17 protein-coding genes are annotated in these 18,265 nt (G+C 34.6%); 7 read left to right on the top strand and 10 right to left on the bottom strand.

The features are described 5' to 3' along the window. Window positions 1-139 precede the first annotated feature (139 nt). The 5 genes from JQC67_RS13485 to JQC67_RS13465 are packed head-to-tail and all read left to right on the top strand — an operon-like array spanning window position 140 to window position 4,319. Window positions 140-718, top strand: a complete 579-nt coding sequence (locus JQC67_RS13485; RefSeq protein WP_203253447.1) for a TetR/AcrR family transcriptional regulator — start codon at window positions 140-142, stop codon at window positions 716-718. Between the two features lie 35 nt (window positions 719-753). After that, window positions 754-1,386, top strand: a complete 633-nt coding sequence (locus JQC67_RS13480; protein WP_203253446.1) for an NAD(P)H-dependent oxidoreductase — start codon at window positions 754-756, stop codon at window positions 1,384-1,386. Window positions 1,387-1,397: 11 nt separating this feature from the next. After that, on the top strand, window positions 1,398-2,396 hold the full coding sequence (locus JQC67_RS13475) for an NADP-dependent oxidoreductase (RefSeq protein WP_203253445.1): 999 nt from the start codon (window positions 1,398-1,400) through the stop codon (window positions 2,394-2,396). A gap of 28 nt (window positions 2,397-2,424) precedes the next feature. Then, window positions 2,425-3,585 (top strand): iron-containing alcohol dehydrogenase, encoded by a 1,161-nt coding sequence (locus JQC67_RS13470; protein ID WP_203253444.1) that lies wholly within the window; start codon window positions 2,425-2,427, stop codon window positions 3,583-3,585. Between the two features lie 56 nt (window positions 3,586-3,641). Further along, a complete protein-coding gene (locus JQC67_RS13465; protein ID WP_203253443.1) occupies window positions 3,642-4,319 on the top strand; it encodes a type 1 glutamine amidotransferase domain-containing protein in 678 nt (225 codons plus the stop codon). 119 nt (window positions 4,320-4,438) lie between these two features. Here the strand turns inward: JQC67_RS13465 and JQC67_RS13460 are convergent, their stop codons facing one another. Both JQC67_RS13460 and JQC67_RS13455 read right to left on the bottom strand, forming a co-directional pair. Continuing rightward, a complete protein-coding gene (locus JQC67_RS13460; RefSeq protein ID WP_203253442.1) occupies window positions 4,439-6,580 on the bottom strand; it encodes a catalase in 2,142 nt (713 codons plus the stop codon). A 246-nt stretch (window positions 6,581-6,826) separates the two neighbouring features. Next, on the bottom strand, window positions 6,827-7,276 hold the full coding sequence (locus JQC67_RS13455; RefSeq protein WP_203253441.1) for a KTSC domain-containing protein: 450 nt from the start codon (window positions 7,274-7,276) through the stop codon (window positions 6,827-6,829). A 200-nt stretch (window positions 7,277-7,476) separates the two neighbouring features. Here JQC67_RS13455 and JQC67_RS13450 point away from each other — a divergent pair, with 200 nt between their 5' ends. Both JQC67_RS13450 and JQC67_RS13445 read left to right on the top strand, forming a co-directional pair. Then, the gene (locus JQC67_RS13450; RefSeq protein ID WP_203253440.1) at window positions 7,477-8,376 is read left to right on the top strand and encodes an EamA family transporter; all 900 of its coding nucleotides are present in this window, start codon (window positions 7,477-7,479) and stop codon (window positions 8,374-8,376) included. 108 nt (window positions 8,377-8,484) lie between these two features. Continuing rightward, on the top strand, window positions 8,485-9,096 hold the full coding sequence (locus JQC67_RS13445; RefSeq protein ID WP_203253439.1) for a DEAD/DEAH box helicase: 612 nt from the start codon (window positions 8,485-8,487) through the stop codon (window positions 9,094-9,096). 9 nt (window positions 9,097-9,105) lie between these two features. On the opposite strand, the gene JQC67_RS13440 is transcribed toward JQC67_RS13445, so the two are convergent. The 8 genes from JQC67_RS13440 to JQC67_RS13405 form a co-directional block, all read right to left on the bottom strand. Beyond that, window positions 9,106-10,656, bottom strand: a complete 1,551-nt coding sequence (locus JQC67_RS13440; RefSeq protein WP_203253438.1) for an SDR family oxidoreductase — start codon at window positions 10,654-10,656, stop codon at window positions 9,106-9,108. A gap of 120 nt (window positions 10,657-10,776) precedes the next feature. Then, window positions 10,777-12,666 carry a monovalent cation:proton antiporter-2 (CPA2) family protein gene (locus tag JQC67_RS13435; RefSeq protein WP_203253437.1) on the bottom strand — a complete coding sequence of 630 codons (1,890 nt, stop codon included), beginning with the start codon at window positions 12,664-12,666 and terminating at the stop codon, window positions 10,777-10,779. A 3-nt stretch (window positions 12,667-12,669) separates the two neighbouring features. Further along, window positions 12,670-13,266, bottom strand: a complete 597-nt coding sequence (gene kefF / locus JQC67_RS13430) for a glutathione-regulated potassium-efflux system oxidoreductase KefF (protein ID WP_203253436.1) — start codon at window positions 13,264-13,266, stop codon at window positions 12,670-12,672. A gap of 101 nt (window positions 13,267-13,367) precedes the next feature. Then, entirely contained in the window at window positions 13,368-13,982 is a 615-nt protein-coding gene (locus tag JQC67_RS13425; protein WP_203253435.1) for a MarC family protein, read from the bottom strand. 123 nt (window positions 13,983-14,105) lie between these two features. Beyond that, window positions 14,106-14,894, bottom strand: coding sequence for an SDR family NAD(P)-dependent oxidoreductase (locus JQC67_RS13420; protein ID WP_203253434.1), 789 nt, complete (start codon window positions 14,892-14,894; stop codon window positions 14,106-14,108). A gap of 55 nt (window positions 14,895-14,949) precedes the next feature. Then, window positions 14,950-16,029, bottom strand: coding sequence for a bestrophin family protein (locus JQC67_RS13415; protein ID WP_203253433.1), 1,080 nt, complete (start codon window positions 16,027-16,029; stop codon window positions 14,950-14,952). A gap of 56 nt (window positions 16,030-16,085) precedes the next feature. Continuing rightward, a complete protein-coding gene (locus tag JQC67_RS13410; RefSeq protein ID WP_203253432.1) occupies window positions 16,086-17,048 on the bottom strand; it encodes a 2OG-Fe(II) oxygenase in 963 nt (320 codons plus the stop codon). A 204-nt stretch (window positions 17,049-17,252) separates the two neighbouring features. Then, window positions 17,253-18,236, bottom strand: a complete 984-nt coding sequence (locus JQC67_RS13405) for a zinc-dependent alcohol dehydrogenase family protein (protein WP_203253431.1) — start codon at window positions 18,234-18,236, stop codon at window positions 17,253-17,255. Between the last annotated feature and the right edge of the window lie 29 nt (window positions 18,237-18,265).

The following is an 18,265-nucleotide window of genomic DNA, read 5'->3' as shown; positions in this document are numbered from 1 at the left end:
TACAACAAGCGGTTTTAATGATCTTTCCTTGAATTTTAATCCCTCCTATTGCATGTTTAGCATTCAAATATTTAAACCTTTGTTAAAAAAATGAATGTTCATTCTTTTTTGTGTAGTTTTACATCCTATTAGAAAAGCTATGGCGAAACTTCAAAAAAGTATAGATAAGCGAAATGCACTTATAAAGGCAACTATTGAGTTGGTCAATAACAATGGTTTTCATGCAACTCCCATGAGTAAGATTGCAAAAATGGCGAATGTTTCTCCTGCTACCATATATCTATACTTTGAAAATAAACAAGACTTGGTCAATAAGACCTATATAGAAGTTAAAGCTGCTTATACCGATTACGCATTTGCGACCTATAATGAGGAAATGGCAGTTGAAACAGGTTTTGAAATTATTTGGAAACGTATTGCCGATTTTAAATTAAAGGAATGTGAACATGCCATGTTTTTAGCACAATGTGATAATACCCCAATGATTGATGAGCCTAGTAGACAAGAAGGTATTAAACATTTACAACCCCTACTGGATTTATGGGAACGTGGTAAAAAAGAAGGACTTATAAAGCCAATATCAGATTACTTGCTTTATGCTTATTCAATAAACCCATTGTCCTTTTTAATGATAGTTCAAAAAAGAGGTGCATTTAAGCTAGATAAGACACACATAGAAGAAGCATATCAATCTGCTTGGAGTAGTATTAAAGTTTAAAATTGTTTAAATAACAGAAAATAAATATTGATTATATGGAATTATTAGATAAACTAAACTGGAGATACGCTGCTAAGGCAATGAATGGCGAAAAGGTATCTGATGATAAAATTGAGCGTATTCTAGAGGCTGCACGTTTAGCTCCCACATCAAGCGGATTACAACCTTTCGAAATTATAGTAGTCAAAAATCAAGATGTTAAAGAAAAGATTAAACCAGTAGCATGGAATCAATCTGTTATTACAGACTGCTCTCACCTACTCGTTTTTGCCGCTTGGGATACCTATACAGAAGATAGAATTAATTATATGTTCGATTTAACCAATGAAATTCGAGGTTTTAAAAACGAAGGTTGGGAGAATTATCGACAAATGCTTTTAGGCTCTTACCCTCAAAAAGGTGAAGAAGAAAACTTTAATCATGCTGCTAAACAAGCCTATATCGCATTTTCACAGGCGATTACAGCTGCTGCTTTTGAAGGCGTTGATGCAACACCATTAGAAGGTTTTGAGCCTGCCGCTGTAGATGAAATTTTAGGACTACGTGAAAAAGGTTTACGAAGTGCTGTTTTATTACCCTTAGGCTATAGAAAAGAAGATGAAGATTGGTTGGTAAATCTGGTGAAGGTGAGAAAACCTATGAAAGATTTAGTGACTGTAATAGATTAAAAAAAACAATTATGGTAAAGACAATTTTATTAAATAATAGACCTGAAGGAAAACCTTCAGTTTCAAATTTTGAATTTATAACAGAAGATGCTGATTTAACAATTAGTGAAGGTGAAATACTTTTAGAAGCGGCATATGTCTCTGTAGATCCTTATTTAAGAGGACGAATGAGCGCGGCTAAATCATACGTTCCACCTTTTGAACTTAACAAACCTGTACATTCAGGAGTTGTTGCAAAAGTAATCGAATCAAAAAATGAAAAGTTTAACGAAGGTGATTATGTTTCTGGTATGTTAAACTGGTCTACGCAACAAGTGTCAAATGGTGAAGGTTTAAATAAAGTTGATGGTTCTAAAGCTCCTTTAAGTACCTATCTAGGTATTTTAGGAATGACTGGTTTAACTGCGTATTTAGGCTTAAACCAAATAGGGAAGCCTGTTGCAGGAGAAACAATTGTTGTTTCTGGTGCTGCTGGTGCTGTTGGTAGTGTTGTAGGGCAAATTGCAAAAATATTAGGCCTTACTGTTATTGGAATAGCGGGTACTGATGAAAAAATTGACATGCTGAAAACTAAATTTGGTTTCGATGCCGGTATCAATTACAATACAAGTACTGACATTGCTTCGGATATTAAAAAGGCCGCTCCTAATGGTGTAGATATTTATTTTGATAATGTTGGTGGACCAATTTCTGACGCTGTTTTATTTAATATTAACCAGTTTGCAAGAATTATAATCTGTGGTGCAATCTCAGTTTATAATAATACTGAAACTCCAAAAAGTGTGAGTGTGCAACCTTTCCTAGTGAAAAAAAGTGCTTTAATGCAAGGGTTTATTGTTTCTAATTATGCTGATAAGTTTCCAGAAGCAATGAAGCAATTGTCTGGTTGGTTGGCCGATGAGAAACTAACCTACACAGAAACAATTGTAAATGGTTTCGAAAATATTCCAAGTGCTTTCATCGACTTGTTTGATGGAAAAAACAAAGGAAAAATGATTGTTAAAATTTAGATTTTAATTGCTAAAAAAGAAAAAGAAGATGAACAATTTTGAATTTAAGAATCCGACCAAAATTATTTTTGGAAAGGATACTATAGAAAAATTAGAAAAAGAGATTCCTGAAAATGCCAAAGTATTATTGCTTTATGGTGGAGGAAGTATCAAGAAAAACGGAATTTATGACCAAGTACGTACTGCATTAGCTAAGGTTGATGTTGTTGAGTTTGGTGGTATTCCTGCAAACCCAGAATATGCTGTTTTAATGGAGGCTTTAAAAGTTATTAAAGCTGAGAATATTACATATTTATTAGCTGTTGGTGGCGGTTCTGTAATAGATGGAACTAAGTTTTTATCTGCTGCCGCTTTATTTGAGGGTGATACACCTTGGGATATTTTAACCAAGAATATTAAAACTCAAAAAGGAATGCCTTTTGGTACTGTTTTAACTTTACCCGCAACGGGTTCTGAAATGAATTCGGGTTCTGTAATCACAAGAGCAGAAACCAAAGAAAAACTAGCCATGGGTGGCCCTGGCTTGTTTCCTGAATTCTCAATATTAGATCCTCAAGTGATTACTTCAATCCCTGAACGTCAATTAGCTAACGGAATTACAGATGCTTTTACGCACGTTTTAGAGCAATATATGACGTATCCGATTGGGGCATTATTACAAGACCGTTTTGCCGAAAGTATTTTACAAACTCTTATTGAAGTCGCTCCTAAGGTTTTAAAAGACCCTACCGATTATAAAGCTGCGTCTGATTTTATGTGGAGTTGCACTATGGCTTTAAACGGATTGATTCAAAAAGGGGTTCCAGGGGATTGGGCGGTTCATATGATGGGCCACGAACTAACTGCTTTGTTTGGTATTGATCACGCAAGAACCTTAGCCGTTATCGCTCCAAGCCATTACAAATACAATTTTGAAGCTAAAAAAGAAAAATTAGCGCAATATGGTGAACGTGTGTGGAATATTACAGAAGGAAGCACAGACGATAAAGCGTATGCGGCTATCGAAAAGACGGAAGCCTTTTTTCACGAACTAGGAATCGAAACGAAACTATCCGATTACACGAAAGACTATGAAGGAACTGCTGAAGAGATTTCGAAGCGCTTTACAGATCGTGGTTGGTTAGGTTTAGGTGAACATCAATCTTTATCGCCAGACAAGGTTGAGAAAATTGTGAAGATGGCGTATTAATTTCAAAAATTATATCCTTCTAAAAAAATTAGAGGAAAACTAAAAAAGAAAAAGAAATGAAAATATTATTTGTGTTAACATCTCACAATGAATTGGGAGATACTGGAAAGAAAACAGGATTTTGGATTGAAGAATTTGCTAGTCCATATTACACTTTGCTTGATAAAGGTGCAGAAATTACAATTGCAACCCCAAAGGGTGGTGAGGCACCAATAGATCCAAGTAGTGATACACCTGATGCGCAAACTGAAGATACTAAGCGTTTTAAAGATGATAAAAAAGCTCAAGAGTTAATTTTCAACACTAAAGTCTTGTCTGACGTAAATGCATTAGATTTTGATGCAGTTTTTTACCCTGGTGGTCATGGACCTTTATGGGATTTAGCAAATGATGCTACATCGGTAAAGTTAATTGAAACGTTTAATGAGCAAGAAAAACCAATTGCTTTTGTATGCCATGCTCCTGCTGCATTGAAAAATGTTAAGAGTAAAGATGGTAGTCCACTTGTAAAAGGTAAAAAAGTTACTGGTTTTACCAATACTGAAGAAGAAGCTGTGCAGTTAACTAATGTGGTTCCGTTCTTGGTGGAAGATATGCTTAAAGAAAATGGTGGTATTTATTCGAAAGCGCAAGATTGGGCAGCTTATGCTGTTCAAGAAGGAAATTTGATTACAGGTCAAAATCCAGCATCCTCTGATTTGGTAGCTGAAAAATTATTGGCAGCTTTGAATTAGTAGGTTTCTAATATTAGAAAAAGGGTTGTCCGTTTAAGACAACCCTTTTTGTTTTTTAATAATACCTTGAGTAATTTAATTTAATAAACTCTTTTCAAGATTAAAATAGTTTAACAACTTTATGCTGGAACTGCCATTGCGGCCTTACGACGCTTCCAGTTGCGATGTTTGGCAATCGCATCTCTGAACTGTTTTGGTGAGGCGTTTATAAAAATCGCGTCATCATTATCTTTATGTTCAAATGCATATGTTTTATCAATAACATTTTCACCCGCACCACTGACGGCTATAGCTTTGCAGTGTTTAAAAGCTTCGTTAATGAATTTTAAATATTTCGCTTCCTTTAGTATAGCCTTAACAGCTTTATCGCCACCTGGAATATATACTGCATCAAAAAGTACACTTTCAGTAGTCGCGATTGCGACATCAACTTCATGCTTCATATCTTCACTACAACTTATTGTGCCCCCATGTGGCGCTATCAGTTTGATTACAGCACCTTCTTTTTCTAGAGCAGTTTTCATTGATTTATACGCTTTCATATCAAATCCATCTGCTACCAAAAAGGCAATTTGTCGTGTTTCAATACTATCAAATTTAGTATTGGCTTGACTTAAGGTTGGATCCTGGTCTAAATAATTTTTAGCATTACCTGGTTGATGCTTTTTCACATCACTATCTGCTCCTATAGCTTGATTTATTGGTTTTTCGATGCTTTTGGGAACTTTCATTCCTAAATTATTAGCTACCGTTTTTGCTAAACTTTTATCTATTTTATTTATGAGCCACAACATACGTTCTTTTATATAAGCTTGTTTGCATTTGCCCAACTCAAATGAATATGCACCTGCTACATGCTCTTTTTCCCAATCAGATATGCTCCGGTAAAATAGTGCAGGCTGAGAAAAGTGATCACTAAAACTCTCACTTCTACCTCTGATTTTGTTAGCATCTATACGTTCTTCAAAATGTGTAAAACCTCCTTCTACCATCTTGCTAAGATGTGGACAACCACTCATTAATGTATTAGGAAAGTATGCTCCATTACCTTTTGGAATATCCATTTGCATGTGACCATCTCGCTCGTTATTATATACTTTGTTTAGCGGCTTATTTATTGGAATTTGATGAAAATTGGGACCACCTAAACGGGAAAGTTGTGTATCACGGTACGAAAATAAACGACCTTGCAATAAGGGGTCGTTAGTAAAGTCAATACCTGGAACAATATGACCCGGTAAAAAAGCTACTTGCTCTGTTTCGGCAAAGAAATTTTCTGGATTTCTATTTAAAGTCATTTTACCTATTATTTCAACTGGTACCAGTTCTTCTGGTATAAGTTTTGTAGGATCTAATAAATCGAATTCAAACTTATGTTCATCTTTTTCAGGTACCACTTGTATACCAAGTTCCCATTCAGGATAATTACCACTTTCTATAGCTTCCCATAAATCACGTCGGTGAAAATCAGCATCAGCTCCATTGATTTTTACGGCTTCATCCCAAGTAACAGAATGTACTCCTAATTTAGGTTTCCAGTGAAATTTTACAAAATGAGACTCGTTATTTTCATTTATTAATCTAAATGTATGTATACCAAATCCTTCCATCATTCTGAGACTTCTTGGTATTGCTCTATCACTCATAGCCCAAATGTGGTTATGCATTGTTTCGGTAGTACGAGAAATGAAATCATAAAATGTATCATGAGCAGATGCCGCTTGTGGAATTTCATTATTAGGTTCTGGTTTTACTGAGTGGATTAAATCTGGAAATTTCATGGCATCTTGTATAAAGAAGATTGGCATATTGTTTCCGACCAAATCCCAAGTACCTTCCTCTGTATAAAATTTAACTGCAAACCCCCGAACATCTCGTGCTAAATCAGGTGATCCTTTTGAACCGGCAACAGTAGAAAACCTTACAAAAACTGGTGTTTTTCTTTTGGTATCATTAAGTATTCCTGCTTTACTATATTTTTTTATACTTTTTGTCAACTCAAAATATCCATGTGCACCACTACCCCTGGCATGAACAATTCGTTCTGGAATTCGCTCATGATCAAAGTGAGTAATTTTCTCTCGTAGAAGAAAATCTTCAAGCAACGTAGCGCCACGCTCTCCTGACTTTAATGAATTATTTGTATCGTTAACTTTTAATCCTTGATTTGTAGTCATCGGATTATCGATGTAATCTACATGATGCTTTTCTAAGTCTTTTATTTTTTGGTTATCTGATTTTTTGTTAGACTTTTTTGCCATGATTCATTGTATTTAATTAGCTAAATATTTCTTTATTTATAAGTATCAAATCAAGATAATCAACTATTTAAATTCACTAGACCATTAATCGCTTTTGCGTTAAGATAAAAAGCAATACAGCAAATTTTAATGGTTATTGGGTCATGTTTCATTTAAAAAAGAAAATCCTGCAAATATCTATTTGCAGGACTTATTTAATGTAATTACTTCTTTGTGAGTAATACGAAATTAGTTTATAATCAGTTTTTATGCTTCTTGAAGCGTTCGTTTTGATTTTCTATAGGTGTAATTCGGATAAATAGCCCGTTTTGCAAAACGGTTCAATTTATTTGAGTTAACCATTTTAATATAAATGGGTTTAGTAACCCCAAAGTACTCATATGTAGTTCCGTCTAGAAAGGTAATTTCTAATAGCAAGCCTTTGTGCACATAATCGGCTATTCCTGAATTGGTAATGGTTTCAGTATACGCTTCTAAGTTAGCTGCGATAGTTTCAGGAGCAATACTTACCAAAAAATGATATCCATCAATTATAGCACGACTCTGTACTTCAGCTTCTTCGCGTTTGGCATCACCCTCTTGAAATTTATCTGGATGCCATTCTTTTACCAAATTACGGTAGGTTGATTTAAGTGTTTTTAAATCGATTTCCTTTTCAACACCAAAAAGCTTTTTATATTGACTAATGCGCTTCATACTCTTATTTTTTAGAAGGCGCGAAACTACATCTTTATTGTGAACCAATCAGCTTAAATTCAGCGTTTTTTACTTTAATTGTAGTTTAACTGTTCTATTTTACAGTATATAGACCCAAACTACATCTAACTTAAAACCTAACATTTTTATAAAGTATCCTAGTTGCTACACTGTGTAGATCTAATATCTTCGCGCGCTATATGTGGATGTATCTCGGACTTTTAGCTGCTTTATTTTTGGGTTTACATAATTTATGTAAAAAACACGCCGTACAAGGCAATGAAGTTTTTCCTGTGCTTTTTGGTACAATTATTTCTGGCTTTTTATTTGTACTTCCAGTTTATATTGGTTCTGCTTTTTTTAAAGAATTTATGATTGATATACAATTGTATATCACCGATTTACCATTGAAAACACATGGATTTATATTCATTAAGTCGGCGATTATGGCTGCATCTTGGGTTTTAGCATATCAAGCCCTAAAGCATTTACCGATTACTATAGTTACGCCTATTCGCTCGGCTGGTCCGTTTTTTACGTTTATAGGGGCTATTACGATTTATCAAGAAAAGCCAAACTTTTGGCAATGGATTGGATTTTTCTTAATCATAATTTCAGTAATGCTTTATTCTAAAATTGGAAAAAAAGAAGGCATTAATTTCACTAAAAATAAATGGATATTCGCTATAATCGGAGCTACATTTTTAGGAGCTTCAAGTGGTTTGTACGACAAATTTTTAATTCAAAGTTTAGCCTTGAATCCGCAAACCTTACAATTTTGGTTTTCCTTTTATACAATGCTTATCCTGCTGATAATATTAACCGTAACCTGGTTTCCATATGCTGAAAAACGTAACGCCTTTAAATGGCGATGGACGATACCATTAGTAGGTATTTTATTGGTAGTCGCTGATTATTTTTATTTTAAAGCTTTACAGGATCCTGATGCTTTGATTATGTTGCTTTCTGCAATAAAACGAAGCCAAATTATAATTGCTGTAGTGGTTGGTGGCTTGTTATTCAAAGAGCAAAATAAACGTAAAAAATTAATTCCGTTAGCCGGAATTATGGCCGGTGTATTTTTGATTCTGTATTCATAGCTATTAGATTATTTTTTAACCAATACCCAATTTAAAAGACTATACACAGCTAACCTATTTCCTTGGCTGTATATTTGCAGCATCATTTAAATTTTATATTGAAAAGGTATGCCATTTAAAAAGTTACATTCTCATTTGCTTGAAACCTTTGAACGTCTTTCTATAGATACCCCTACTCCATTTCAAAAAAGCAGTATTCCTGTGGTTAAGAGTGGAGCTAATGTTTTCTGTATAGCACCTAAAGATAGTGGTAAAACCACCACTTTAATTTTAACAACATTACAAAAGTTAAAATGTGAGGCAGTAGGTAATGCGCCCAGAGCTATTGTAATTGTTGAGAATAAAGACAAAGCTTTGGCTTTGTATGATGCCTTTTTTGAATACACCAAATATAGCTCAGTACGTATTTATGCGAGTTATGAGCAGCTACACATTGATGTTCAGAAGTCAGAAATTTATATGGGTATTGATATTCTGATAACAACTCCAAAAACGCTACACAAACTATTTTTAAGTAATGGCGTGAGTATTTCTGAACTAAAAATTTGCAGCATCGATGATGCTGAATTTTTATCAGTAAAAAGCGATACAACCAGTTTGATTGTTACCGCTGCTAGTATAAAAAAATGTCAGTTTGTTGTTTATGCTGAAAAAATGCATCCGCAATTAAAACGTTTAGAAAACCACTTTATGGAATATTCTAAACTCATTCAAAAGTAATTACATCTTTTACCAAGTGATTGGAAAGTAGTCTTTTAAGAATTTTCCACACCAGTGCTTTCCTGTATTTATTCCATCAAATAAAGGGTCTACAACTCTAGCTGCACCATCTACAATGTCTAATGGTGGTTGAAAATCATGTACTTCTTGTTTCTTTTTCGCTAATTCTGCTGGATCTTCATCAGTAACCCATCCTGTATCTACAGCATTCATATAAATGCCATATTTTGCTAAATCACCAGAGGCGGTATGCGTTAACATATTTAGGGCTGCTTTTGCCATGTTGGTATGCGGATGGCGCGATTCTTTAAAAAATCGATGAAATTTACCCTCCATAGCCGTAACATTTATAATATGTTTTTGGCCTGTGTTTTCTTTCTTCATAATTTCCGAAAGCCGATTGCACAATACAAAAGGTGCTACAGAATTTACTAATTGTACTTCTACCATTTCAGTGGTTTCTATTTCGCCTAGTTTTAGTCGCCAGCTGTTGGTTTTACGCAAATCTACTTGTTGTAAATCTGCATCTAATTGACTTTCAGGAAATACTTCTTGGGCTACTAAACTAGCATCAAAGCTGTACGGAATCTGAGATAATTTAGCAGAAGAACGTAAACCAATGCCGGGTTCAGGACCATGCCATGATACTGGCATATTTTTGTTTGAAGATGCAGCTGCTGTTAACTCTGTTAATTCTTCAAGACAGTTCTTATGGTCTGCCAATAGGTCTTTTGCGAATTTTGGTAAGCTTTCAATTGGTCTTTCTTCATTCTGCATTAGGTGTGCATAAAATCCGGCGGGTCGGCGAACCGTTTGTGCAGCATTATTAATTAGAATATCTAGTTTTTCATAATTCTGTTCAATATAATTACAGAATATTTCTACACTAGGAATATGCCTTAAATCAAGACCATGTATTTTTAATCGATGTCCCCATTCTGTAAAGTCAGCCTCTTTCGAAAAACGTAAAGCTGAATCTACCGGAAATCGGGTTGTTGCAACTACCGTTGCTCCGCCACGCAATAACATTAGGGAAATGTGATATCCGATTTTTAAACGAGAACCTGTAATAACGGCTACTTGGCCCTTCACATCTGCTGTTTGAAATCTTTTTAAATAGTTTAAATCACCACATTCTGTGCACATGGTATCATAAAAATGGTGCAGTTTGGTGAATTTAACTTTGCACACATAACAATCTCTTGGGGATTCTAATTCTGGGGTATCTTTATTCGATAAATCAGCTGCTGCTAATAATTTTGGAGCCACAAATACTGATGCTTCTCGAGCATGTCGAATACCAGTCTGATTTCGGGCACTTTTATCTTTGGCAGCTTGTTTACGCTTTGCTGCTTTTTTTGCATCTTTTTTTCTTCGGGAAAACTCTTCTCTACTTGGTCTTGAAAATTGACCGGATGCCTTAATTAATGCCGTTCTTTGTTCTTTCGGAATCTCAAATATTTGATTCGTATCTGCAACAAGACGCTCTAAAACAGCAATACACTTTTCTACCTCATCTAGTGTTACTTCGTGGGAATCATCCAAATCTTCACTAATCATTCAACTATTTTTTTATCGGTATACTAATTAGCAATTTTAATCTGATTATTGTGGCGCGAAACTAAATCTTTATTTTGAAGAGCTGATACTATTTTTGTTGTCTTTTTACCCTGATACCAGTTATTCTACTTTGTTCTTTTCTAAAGCTCGTCTAATTTGTTCACTATCCCAATGATTATCGTAAGCTACTATACCTCTTTTAAAATCTTCATTTAAAAATTTTTCTTGCTGTTCTAGTTCTTTTTTAGCTTTAAAAATGTAATTCTCATCTCGTTTAGCTTCAGTAGCTAAGCGCCTTAAGCTTTTTTCATCATATTTAATGAAATTCTGAATTTGTCTATTTAAAGTATATTTTCTAAAACCCATTTTACTCAGCACATCTTTGGCTAAGGTTAAGGATGTTTCTAACGATTCACGATAAATATTTTCATTGCCTAGATTGAGCAATTCATAGGCGTCATATCTGTTTTTAGTGCGAATCATTAATTCAACATGTGGATATTTATCCTTAATTATTTTACTAATGGCTTTAGAAACAGAAATTTTATTAGTGGCACAAATCACTATTTTAGCTTCTGCAATGCCTGCAGATTCTAATAAGTCGATACGAGTAGCATCACCATAATACACTTCAAAACCCATTTTCCGAAGAAAATCAACACGGTTAGAATCATGATCTAAAATAGTTGCCTCAACTCCATGTGAACGTAAAAAGCGGCCTATGGTGCTTCCAAAGTGTCCAAAACCTACTAATATTATTTTTTGAGATTTCGCAATATGATCCATTGGTCGCTTTACAGATTCTTTTGTGCCTATTCTTGGTAATATTATGCGCTCATTAATCATACTCAATATCGGAGTCAGTGACATAGATAATGCTGTAATTACGAGCATCATATCCATCTGTTCTTGCTCTAAAATATTTAATCCGAACGCGAAGGATAATAATACAAAGGCAAATTCACCTATTTGTGCCAAACTAAAAGTCAATAATAATTTTTGGTCTAGTTTTAATTTGAAAATTTGAGCTGTAATAAATAAAACAAGCCCTTTTAAAGCTATGATAGCTATTAAAATTCCGCCAATGGTTAATGGACTTTTGGCGATTACAATAAAGTTGATTGAAGCACCAACTGCCATAAAAAATAAACCAAGAAGTAGGTTTTTAAAAGGTTCTAAGGTGCTTTCTAGCTCATGTTTAAATTCACTATTTGATAGCACTACCCCACCTAAAAAAGCACCTAATGCAGGACTAAGGCCTACATATTCCATTAAAAATGAAATAGAAAATACAATTAAAAGTGCAGCTGCAATTAACAGTTCTCGTACGCCTGTTTTAGCAACTTTACGTAACATGGGTACAATTAAATATTTACCAGCAATGATGATAAAAACTACCGATAAAATAATAGCCAAGGTTTGAAAACCCATCGGCAGGCTTTCTAGCAAATTACCATTTTCACTCGTATTTTCTGCCAAAGCTGATTCATCAGAATTGGATAATAATGGCAATGCACCGAGCATGAAAATGACAATTATATCTTGAAATAATAGAATTGAAAATGATGAATTACCAAAAGTGGTATTCATTAAGCCTTTCTCTTTTATCGTCTGTAATGCAATTGCTGTAGATGACAATGCAACGGCCATGGAAATTACTAGCGAAACCTTCCAGTCAAACCCTAAAAAGGTAAAGAGTAGATAGGATAGTAAGATGGTGCCTGCAACTTGTATACCGCCCATGCCTACTATGGTTTTTCGCATGTTCCAGAAGTTCTTTGGCTCTATTTCTAATCCTATTAAAAACAGCATTACTACCACACCAAATTCAGCGAAATGTAGAATATCTTCACCTTCTTGGCCTATAAAACCTAATACATATGGCCCAATTAAAACACCAGCAAATAAATATCCAATAACTGAACTTAGCCCTAATCGTTTGGCAATAGATACACAAATAATGGCTCCTGCTAGAAAAACAATAGCTTCAAAAAGTATGCTTCCTGTCATATCTTATGCGGGTTTTAGTTCTGGTATGTCGTTTAAAAAGGCACAACCCTTAAAATCAGTTACAACCAATTCATTTTGTAACAAATCTATTAAATCACCGTATTGTTTGGCATGAAGGATTAAATCTTCATTTGAAAGATTATGTGTTCCCATAACGGCAAATGGTGGATAATAAGTCATACCGCACAAATTAGCAGTTTGCTCAAAGGGTCTTAAAAATTGATTAACGGTAAAACTATTTGTTCCTTCAGAACAATATACTTCTCTAGAACCGCCAGTTGTAATTACATTTAAACAGGTTTTAGATTGCAAGGCTTTACCTTCTGGGCCATAAGCCCAACCAAATTCTAAAACCATATCAATCCATTGTTTCATTAATGGAGGACAACTATACCAGTATAAAGGATGATGCCAAATAATTACATCATGTTGATTTAATATTTCTTTTTCGGCATCAACATCGATATGAAAATCGGGATAACGTTCATACAAATCATGAAATGTAACACCTTCTTTGTTTCTTATATGCTTGACAAGCACAGTATTTGCACGAGACTTTTCAAATTTAGGATGTGAAAACAGAATTAATATTTTTTTCATGGTATACTGCGGATTAAAATAAAATCTGTTTATTAAAATTTTATAGGATTGCTCTAATTATAATTTGGTTATTACTCCAAAATTAGAAATCCAATCAGAAGCTATATGTCAAAAGAGATTTTAATTCCTTGTATAATCATACCTGTACCTATAATTGCAATGATTAGACCCATTATTTTTCCAATTACAGAGATAACGTTATTACCAACAATTCTAACTATTAAATCACTTATTCTAAAAGTAAAATACGTTAATAAGCTCATTGACCCAAAAATAGCAATTACTAAGAATATTTGTAAGGCAGCAGCATTAGCCACAAAATTCATAGCCGTAACGATAGTTCCAGGTCCGGCCAAAATAGGAATGGCAAGTGGCGATACGGCAATATTCTCATCAATATCTACTTTCTTTAAGTTTTTAACATCTGATACTTTGGACTGTAACATTTCAAAACCGATATAAAATATTAAAATTCCGCCTGTGATTTTAAATGCCGGAATACTAATATTAAACAACTCGAAAATATACTTACCTAAAATGATGAAAAGCGTCACGATTACAAAAGCAATCATATTTGCTCTTTTGTTTATGTCGTGCTTTGTTTTTTTATCCGCCCCTTGCGTAAGCGATAGAAAAACAGTCATGTTTGAAATTGGATTCGTAATGGCAAAAAAAGCTGTAAAAACAGTTATAGAAAAAGTAATTAAGTTATCCATTTGTTTCGAATTTAACTATCTAAAAAAAACAATGGAATTTTTCTTTTCCCATTTTTTTCAAAATGCAAAATTACTTGAATTTTGTGAAGTGCAATAGTGATATATTATAAAGCAATGCCAAAATTATATGTTAGGGAAAAAACGGTCTGTAATTTGTATTAATTCTTCTATTTTGGAAGCATTATAAGCATCAGCGTGAGCTATGGCATATGAACCTTTGTCGTTATCAAAATACTGTCCTGTTTGGGCCAGATCGGTCATGCTTAAATTGTATATAATGTCAACTCCTTTTTCTGCCGGAGACCAATGTTGCCCGTAAGCTTCTTTTGCCATTTTAGTATTTAATAATGAACCCGGATTTACCGCCACTACCGTGATTAATGGTTCTTGTTCCGCTAAATAAAAACTCCACATGGTTAATGCCAGTTTGCTTTGTGCGTAAGCTTCGTTGGAGCCCAAGCCTGTTTTGCCTTCTAATGCTTGTACATTTATAGTAGATTGCGCAGCAGAACTTAAATTCACAATTCTTGGTGCGTCTGATGCTTTTAAATTTGCTAATATGCCATTAGTTAATATATAAGGTGCAAAGTAATTTACCACAAACCGAATATCTGTAGTACCTCTATTGCTATTTGTCATTAAAACACCTGCATTGTTGACCAGGATATCAATTACCGGCATCTTTTTAGCAACCTCTTCAGCCATTTTTTTCACTGCATTTAAGTCTGAAAAATCCGCTAAAAAGCTTATTACATTTTCATTTTTAGATTGCTGTTTTATTTCTTTTAAAGTAGCGCTTAATTTAGCATCACTCTTACCATGAATGGCTACAAAGTGCCCTTCTTTAGCCAAACGCAAGGCTAGTAATTTTCCTATGCCGTCTGTACTTCCTGTTATTAAAATATGTTTCATTTTATAAGCTTTATCTATTGAGTTTTAATTTTAAGTATGGAATCTAGTTCAATTGCTACATTTGAGTATTTGCATATTCAGGTAAAGGATCAGGAATTTCATATTTGTCATCATCAATCATTTCTCTAATATCAATTTCTATTGCTCTAGAAATAGTGGAAATTGGCACATCATTACCCATTCCTTCAAACGGATTTTCTGAAGTATCTCCTACACGCTCCATAGCAAAAAATATCCACGAAATAATAATGGTAAAGGGAATAGATAACCACACAAAATGTTGGACTATAAATCCAAAAAACGCATTGTGCACACCAGATGCAACCAAAGATTGTGCAGTTACATCAAACTGGCGCATAAAACCAAAAGGCATTATGAAAATGAAAATCCAAACAAAATAGGAGTTCAAAGTAGCAAACTGTCTGGGATATGGGAAATTTTTAATTCGTTCTGCTTTTCCTTGCAAGGTGAACAACTCACCAATTATATTTTGAAATTCTACGTGTCTAAAATTATCAATTAACCCTAATGAAACCAATTGTCTAATGTGTTTAGATTGAAAGTTTAAAACCGCAGTTTGCTTGTTTGTTTTAGTGAGTACCTTAGCTTTTTCATCCAAAGACAAATAACCTTCTAACTCATCAGATAACGAATTTTCAAATTCTAGAACCTTTATTTTTTTCATATGCTCTTGATCAGACTTATTTGTTTTAGCCGTTTCCCAACTCTTTTTTTGGCGCAAGGCATGTCTCAAGGAACTCATCCAAGCAACATGGCGTAAAACCATCGTTTTTCTTATCTGAAATAGTTCAGCTTCTGTTTTAGGCTTATCGGTATTACTATTTGTTACAAAATCGTTAACCATTGTTGTAAACCAACGAGATGCATTTACTATTCCGCCATAAATTTTTCTAGCTTCCCATTGTCTATCGTAGGAAGCATTGTTTTTAAAACCAGTAATAAATGCTAATGCCATACCAATTAGTCCAATTGGTTGCCAAGGCAATGTAAGCCATTTAAAACCGGCTACTTCGTAAAGTAGAACAGGAATTAATGCCGTTATAAAAAAGATATAAATATACCTCCTTGTCCATTTTAGAACAGTTACAATTGGATATTTAGGTTTGGTGTACATAATTATATAGTTTATGAAAACTGGCAGCACAAATGCTGCCAGTTTCTTATGGACTTTTAAAACGGTGCAACGGTATCTTTAGGACCATCAGGTAAACTCCAACGTTGTCGAGCGGTAACGCTTTCCAAGGCAACATCTTTAATGGTGTCACTGCTACTATTTCCGTAACTACTGGTACTACCACGTGGTATTTGCATACGGTCACCATACAGCCAAACTACTAAATTGCTACGTTGTCCGCTTATAATTGGGTGTGTTGCGTGTGGCACATTACCTCTATGGATGATGGCTTTACCTGGCTCAAAAATAGCTTGTACCGTTTTTCCTGAAGCCTTATCATAAAAATCGACTTCAGATCCTGTAAACTTTTCATCCGGTAAGTTAATGTTGATATTTAAGGTAGCCGCAGAAGCATCGGTATGTGCGTGTAAATCCTTGTCTTTATCTGGATTGTACTGGATTGAGAAACCAAAAGTCTGATTGTCATATCCGTAAGTTCCCAATAACAAACGCGCTATCGGACGCATAAAACGGTCCATCATATCGTTATAAAATGCCTGAAAATTAGGTGCGGCCAAATGACCTTCAGAACGAGGATCTATCATCATTCCATATCGGTTTAACTGTATGCCATAAGGCGCACGTTTTGGTACTCTTGAGTTTGCTACAGCTTCTAAATAGTTGCGGAAATCTGCTAAGCGGTCTACATCAAAAAACTGTGCAACATAAACACCAGGTATAACTTCTTCCCATAAATCGGCAACAGCAGATTCTTTTTCTGGATTTTCCCAAGCTTCTTTTATAGCTTTACGTAAACGCGGATCTAGCAAAGTTTCGTCAGGAACTAATAAATCGTCCTTGTTTTCTATTTCCCATTCTGCCCAAGCAGCTTCTAACAATTTACGGTTTTCATTCCAAAATTGAGAAACAGATGGATCGCGTCTTAGTGATAATTCTCTTGATGGTATTTCTAGAGCACGAGCTTCAGCAAGTGCATTTGTATGTTCTATTGTTTTCATAATATCTATTTTTAAGAATAGCTACTGCTATTGTTTTTATCTATAACAAAATTAAGCACGACCAGCTGCTTGCCTTTGGTAGTAAAAAGGGTTGTTTTGGTAAAAAATAAGGTTTTGAAATCCCTCAAAGAAAAATGCCTCTAACAAGAGGCATTTAACACAACCAATCAATCATAAGGATACATTGCAAATCCTTATTTGTTTTTAGTTCTCAACTACTATTTTACCAATAGCTTTTCCGCTTTGTAAATGTGTATAAGCATCACCAACTTGTTCCAACGAAAACTTGTTTTCATCTACTATTGGCGTTAAATGTCCTTTATTAGAAATTTCAGCTAATCGCTCTAAAATGTTTCCGTGTGCATCTCTTTTAAAATTGTGCAACATGGGTATTAGCATAAATACCACGTGTAATGATGCTCCTTTAAAGTGCAACGGAGTTAAATCTAACTCACATAACGAAACCGTAGTAGAAATGTGTCCGTTTAAGGCAACTGCTTCAATAGAATTGTTCAAGTTTGCACCACCCACGGTATCAAAAACCACATCAAAACCACCATCGGTATATTTTGCAGTGTAATCTGCTACCTTTTCAGTTTTAAAATCGATAAAAGTTGCGCCAAATTTTTCAACAATTTCTTTTTGATTATCACCAGTACCTGTAGCAAAAACTTCTGCTCCAAAATACTTTGCCAACTGTACCGCTAAGTGACCAACACCACCAGAACCACCGTGTACCAATACTTTCTGACCTGCTTTTACGCCTGCTCTAGTTAAACCTTCATAAGCTGTAATAGCTACTAATGGTAAAGCTGCAGTTTCGCGCATAGTTAAGCCTTTTGGTTTGTGCGCTACAAGGTTGCTATCCGCTACAATATATTCAGTTAAGGTTCCTGGTAAATCGGCTAATCCGCCAGCGCAACCGTATACTTCATCGCCTACTTTAAAACCTTCTACGCCATCTCCAACCGATGCTACAGTTCCTGAGAAATCCATACCCAATAAGGCTGGTGTAGCTGGTGATAATGGTAAGTCGGTTCCCATATTCTTAATCATAGTGTCAATTGTATTTACACTAGATGCAGCTATTTTTACCAATACGTGATTTGCCTTTGCTGCTGGTTTTGCTATTTCTGATACTTCGAAATTTCCGTTTTCTCCGTAGTTGTTTATAAGCATTGCTTTCATATCTAATCTTCTTTTTTATTTATTATAAT

The sequence above is a fragment of the Aurantibacter crassamenti genome (assembly GCF_016811105.1).
Taxonomy (GTDB): Bacteria; Bacteroidota; Bacteroidia; order Flavobacteriales; family Flavobacteriaceae; genus Aurantibacter_A; species Aurantibacter_A crassamenti.
Note: the sequence above shows the minus strand (reverse complement) of the source record. Positions and strands in the feature narration are given on the sequence as shown.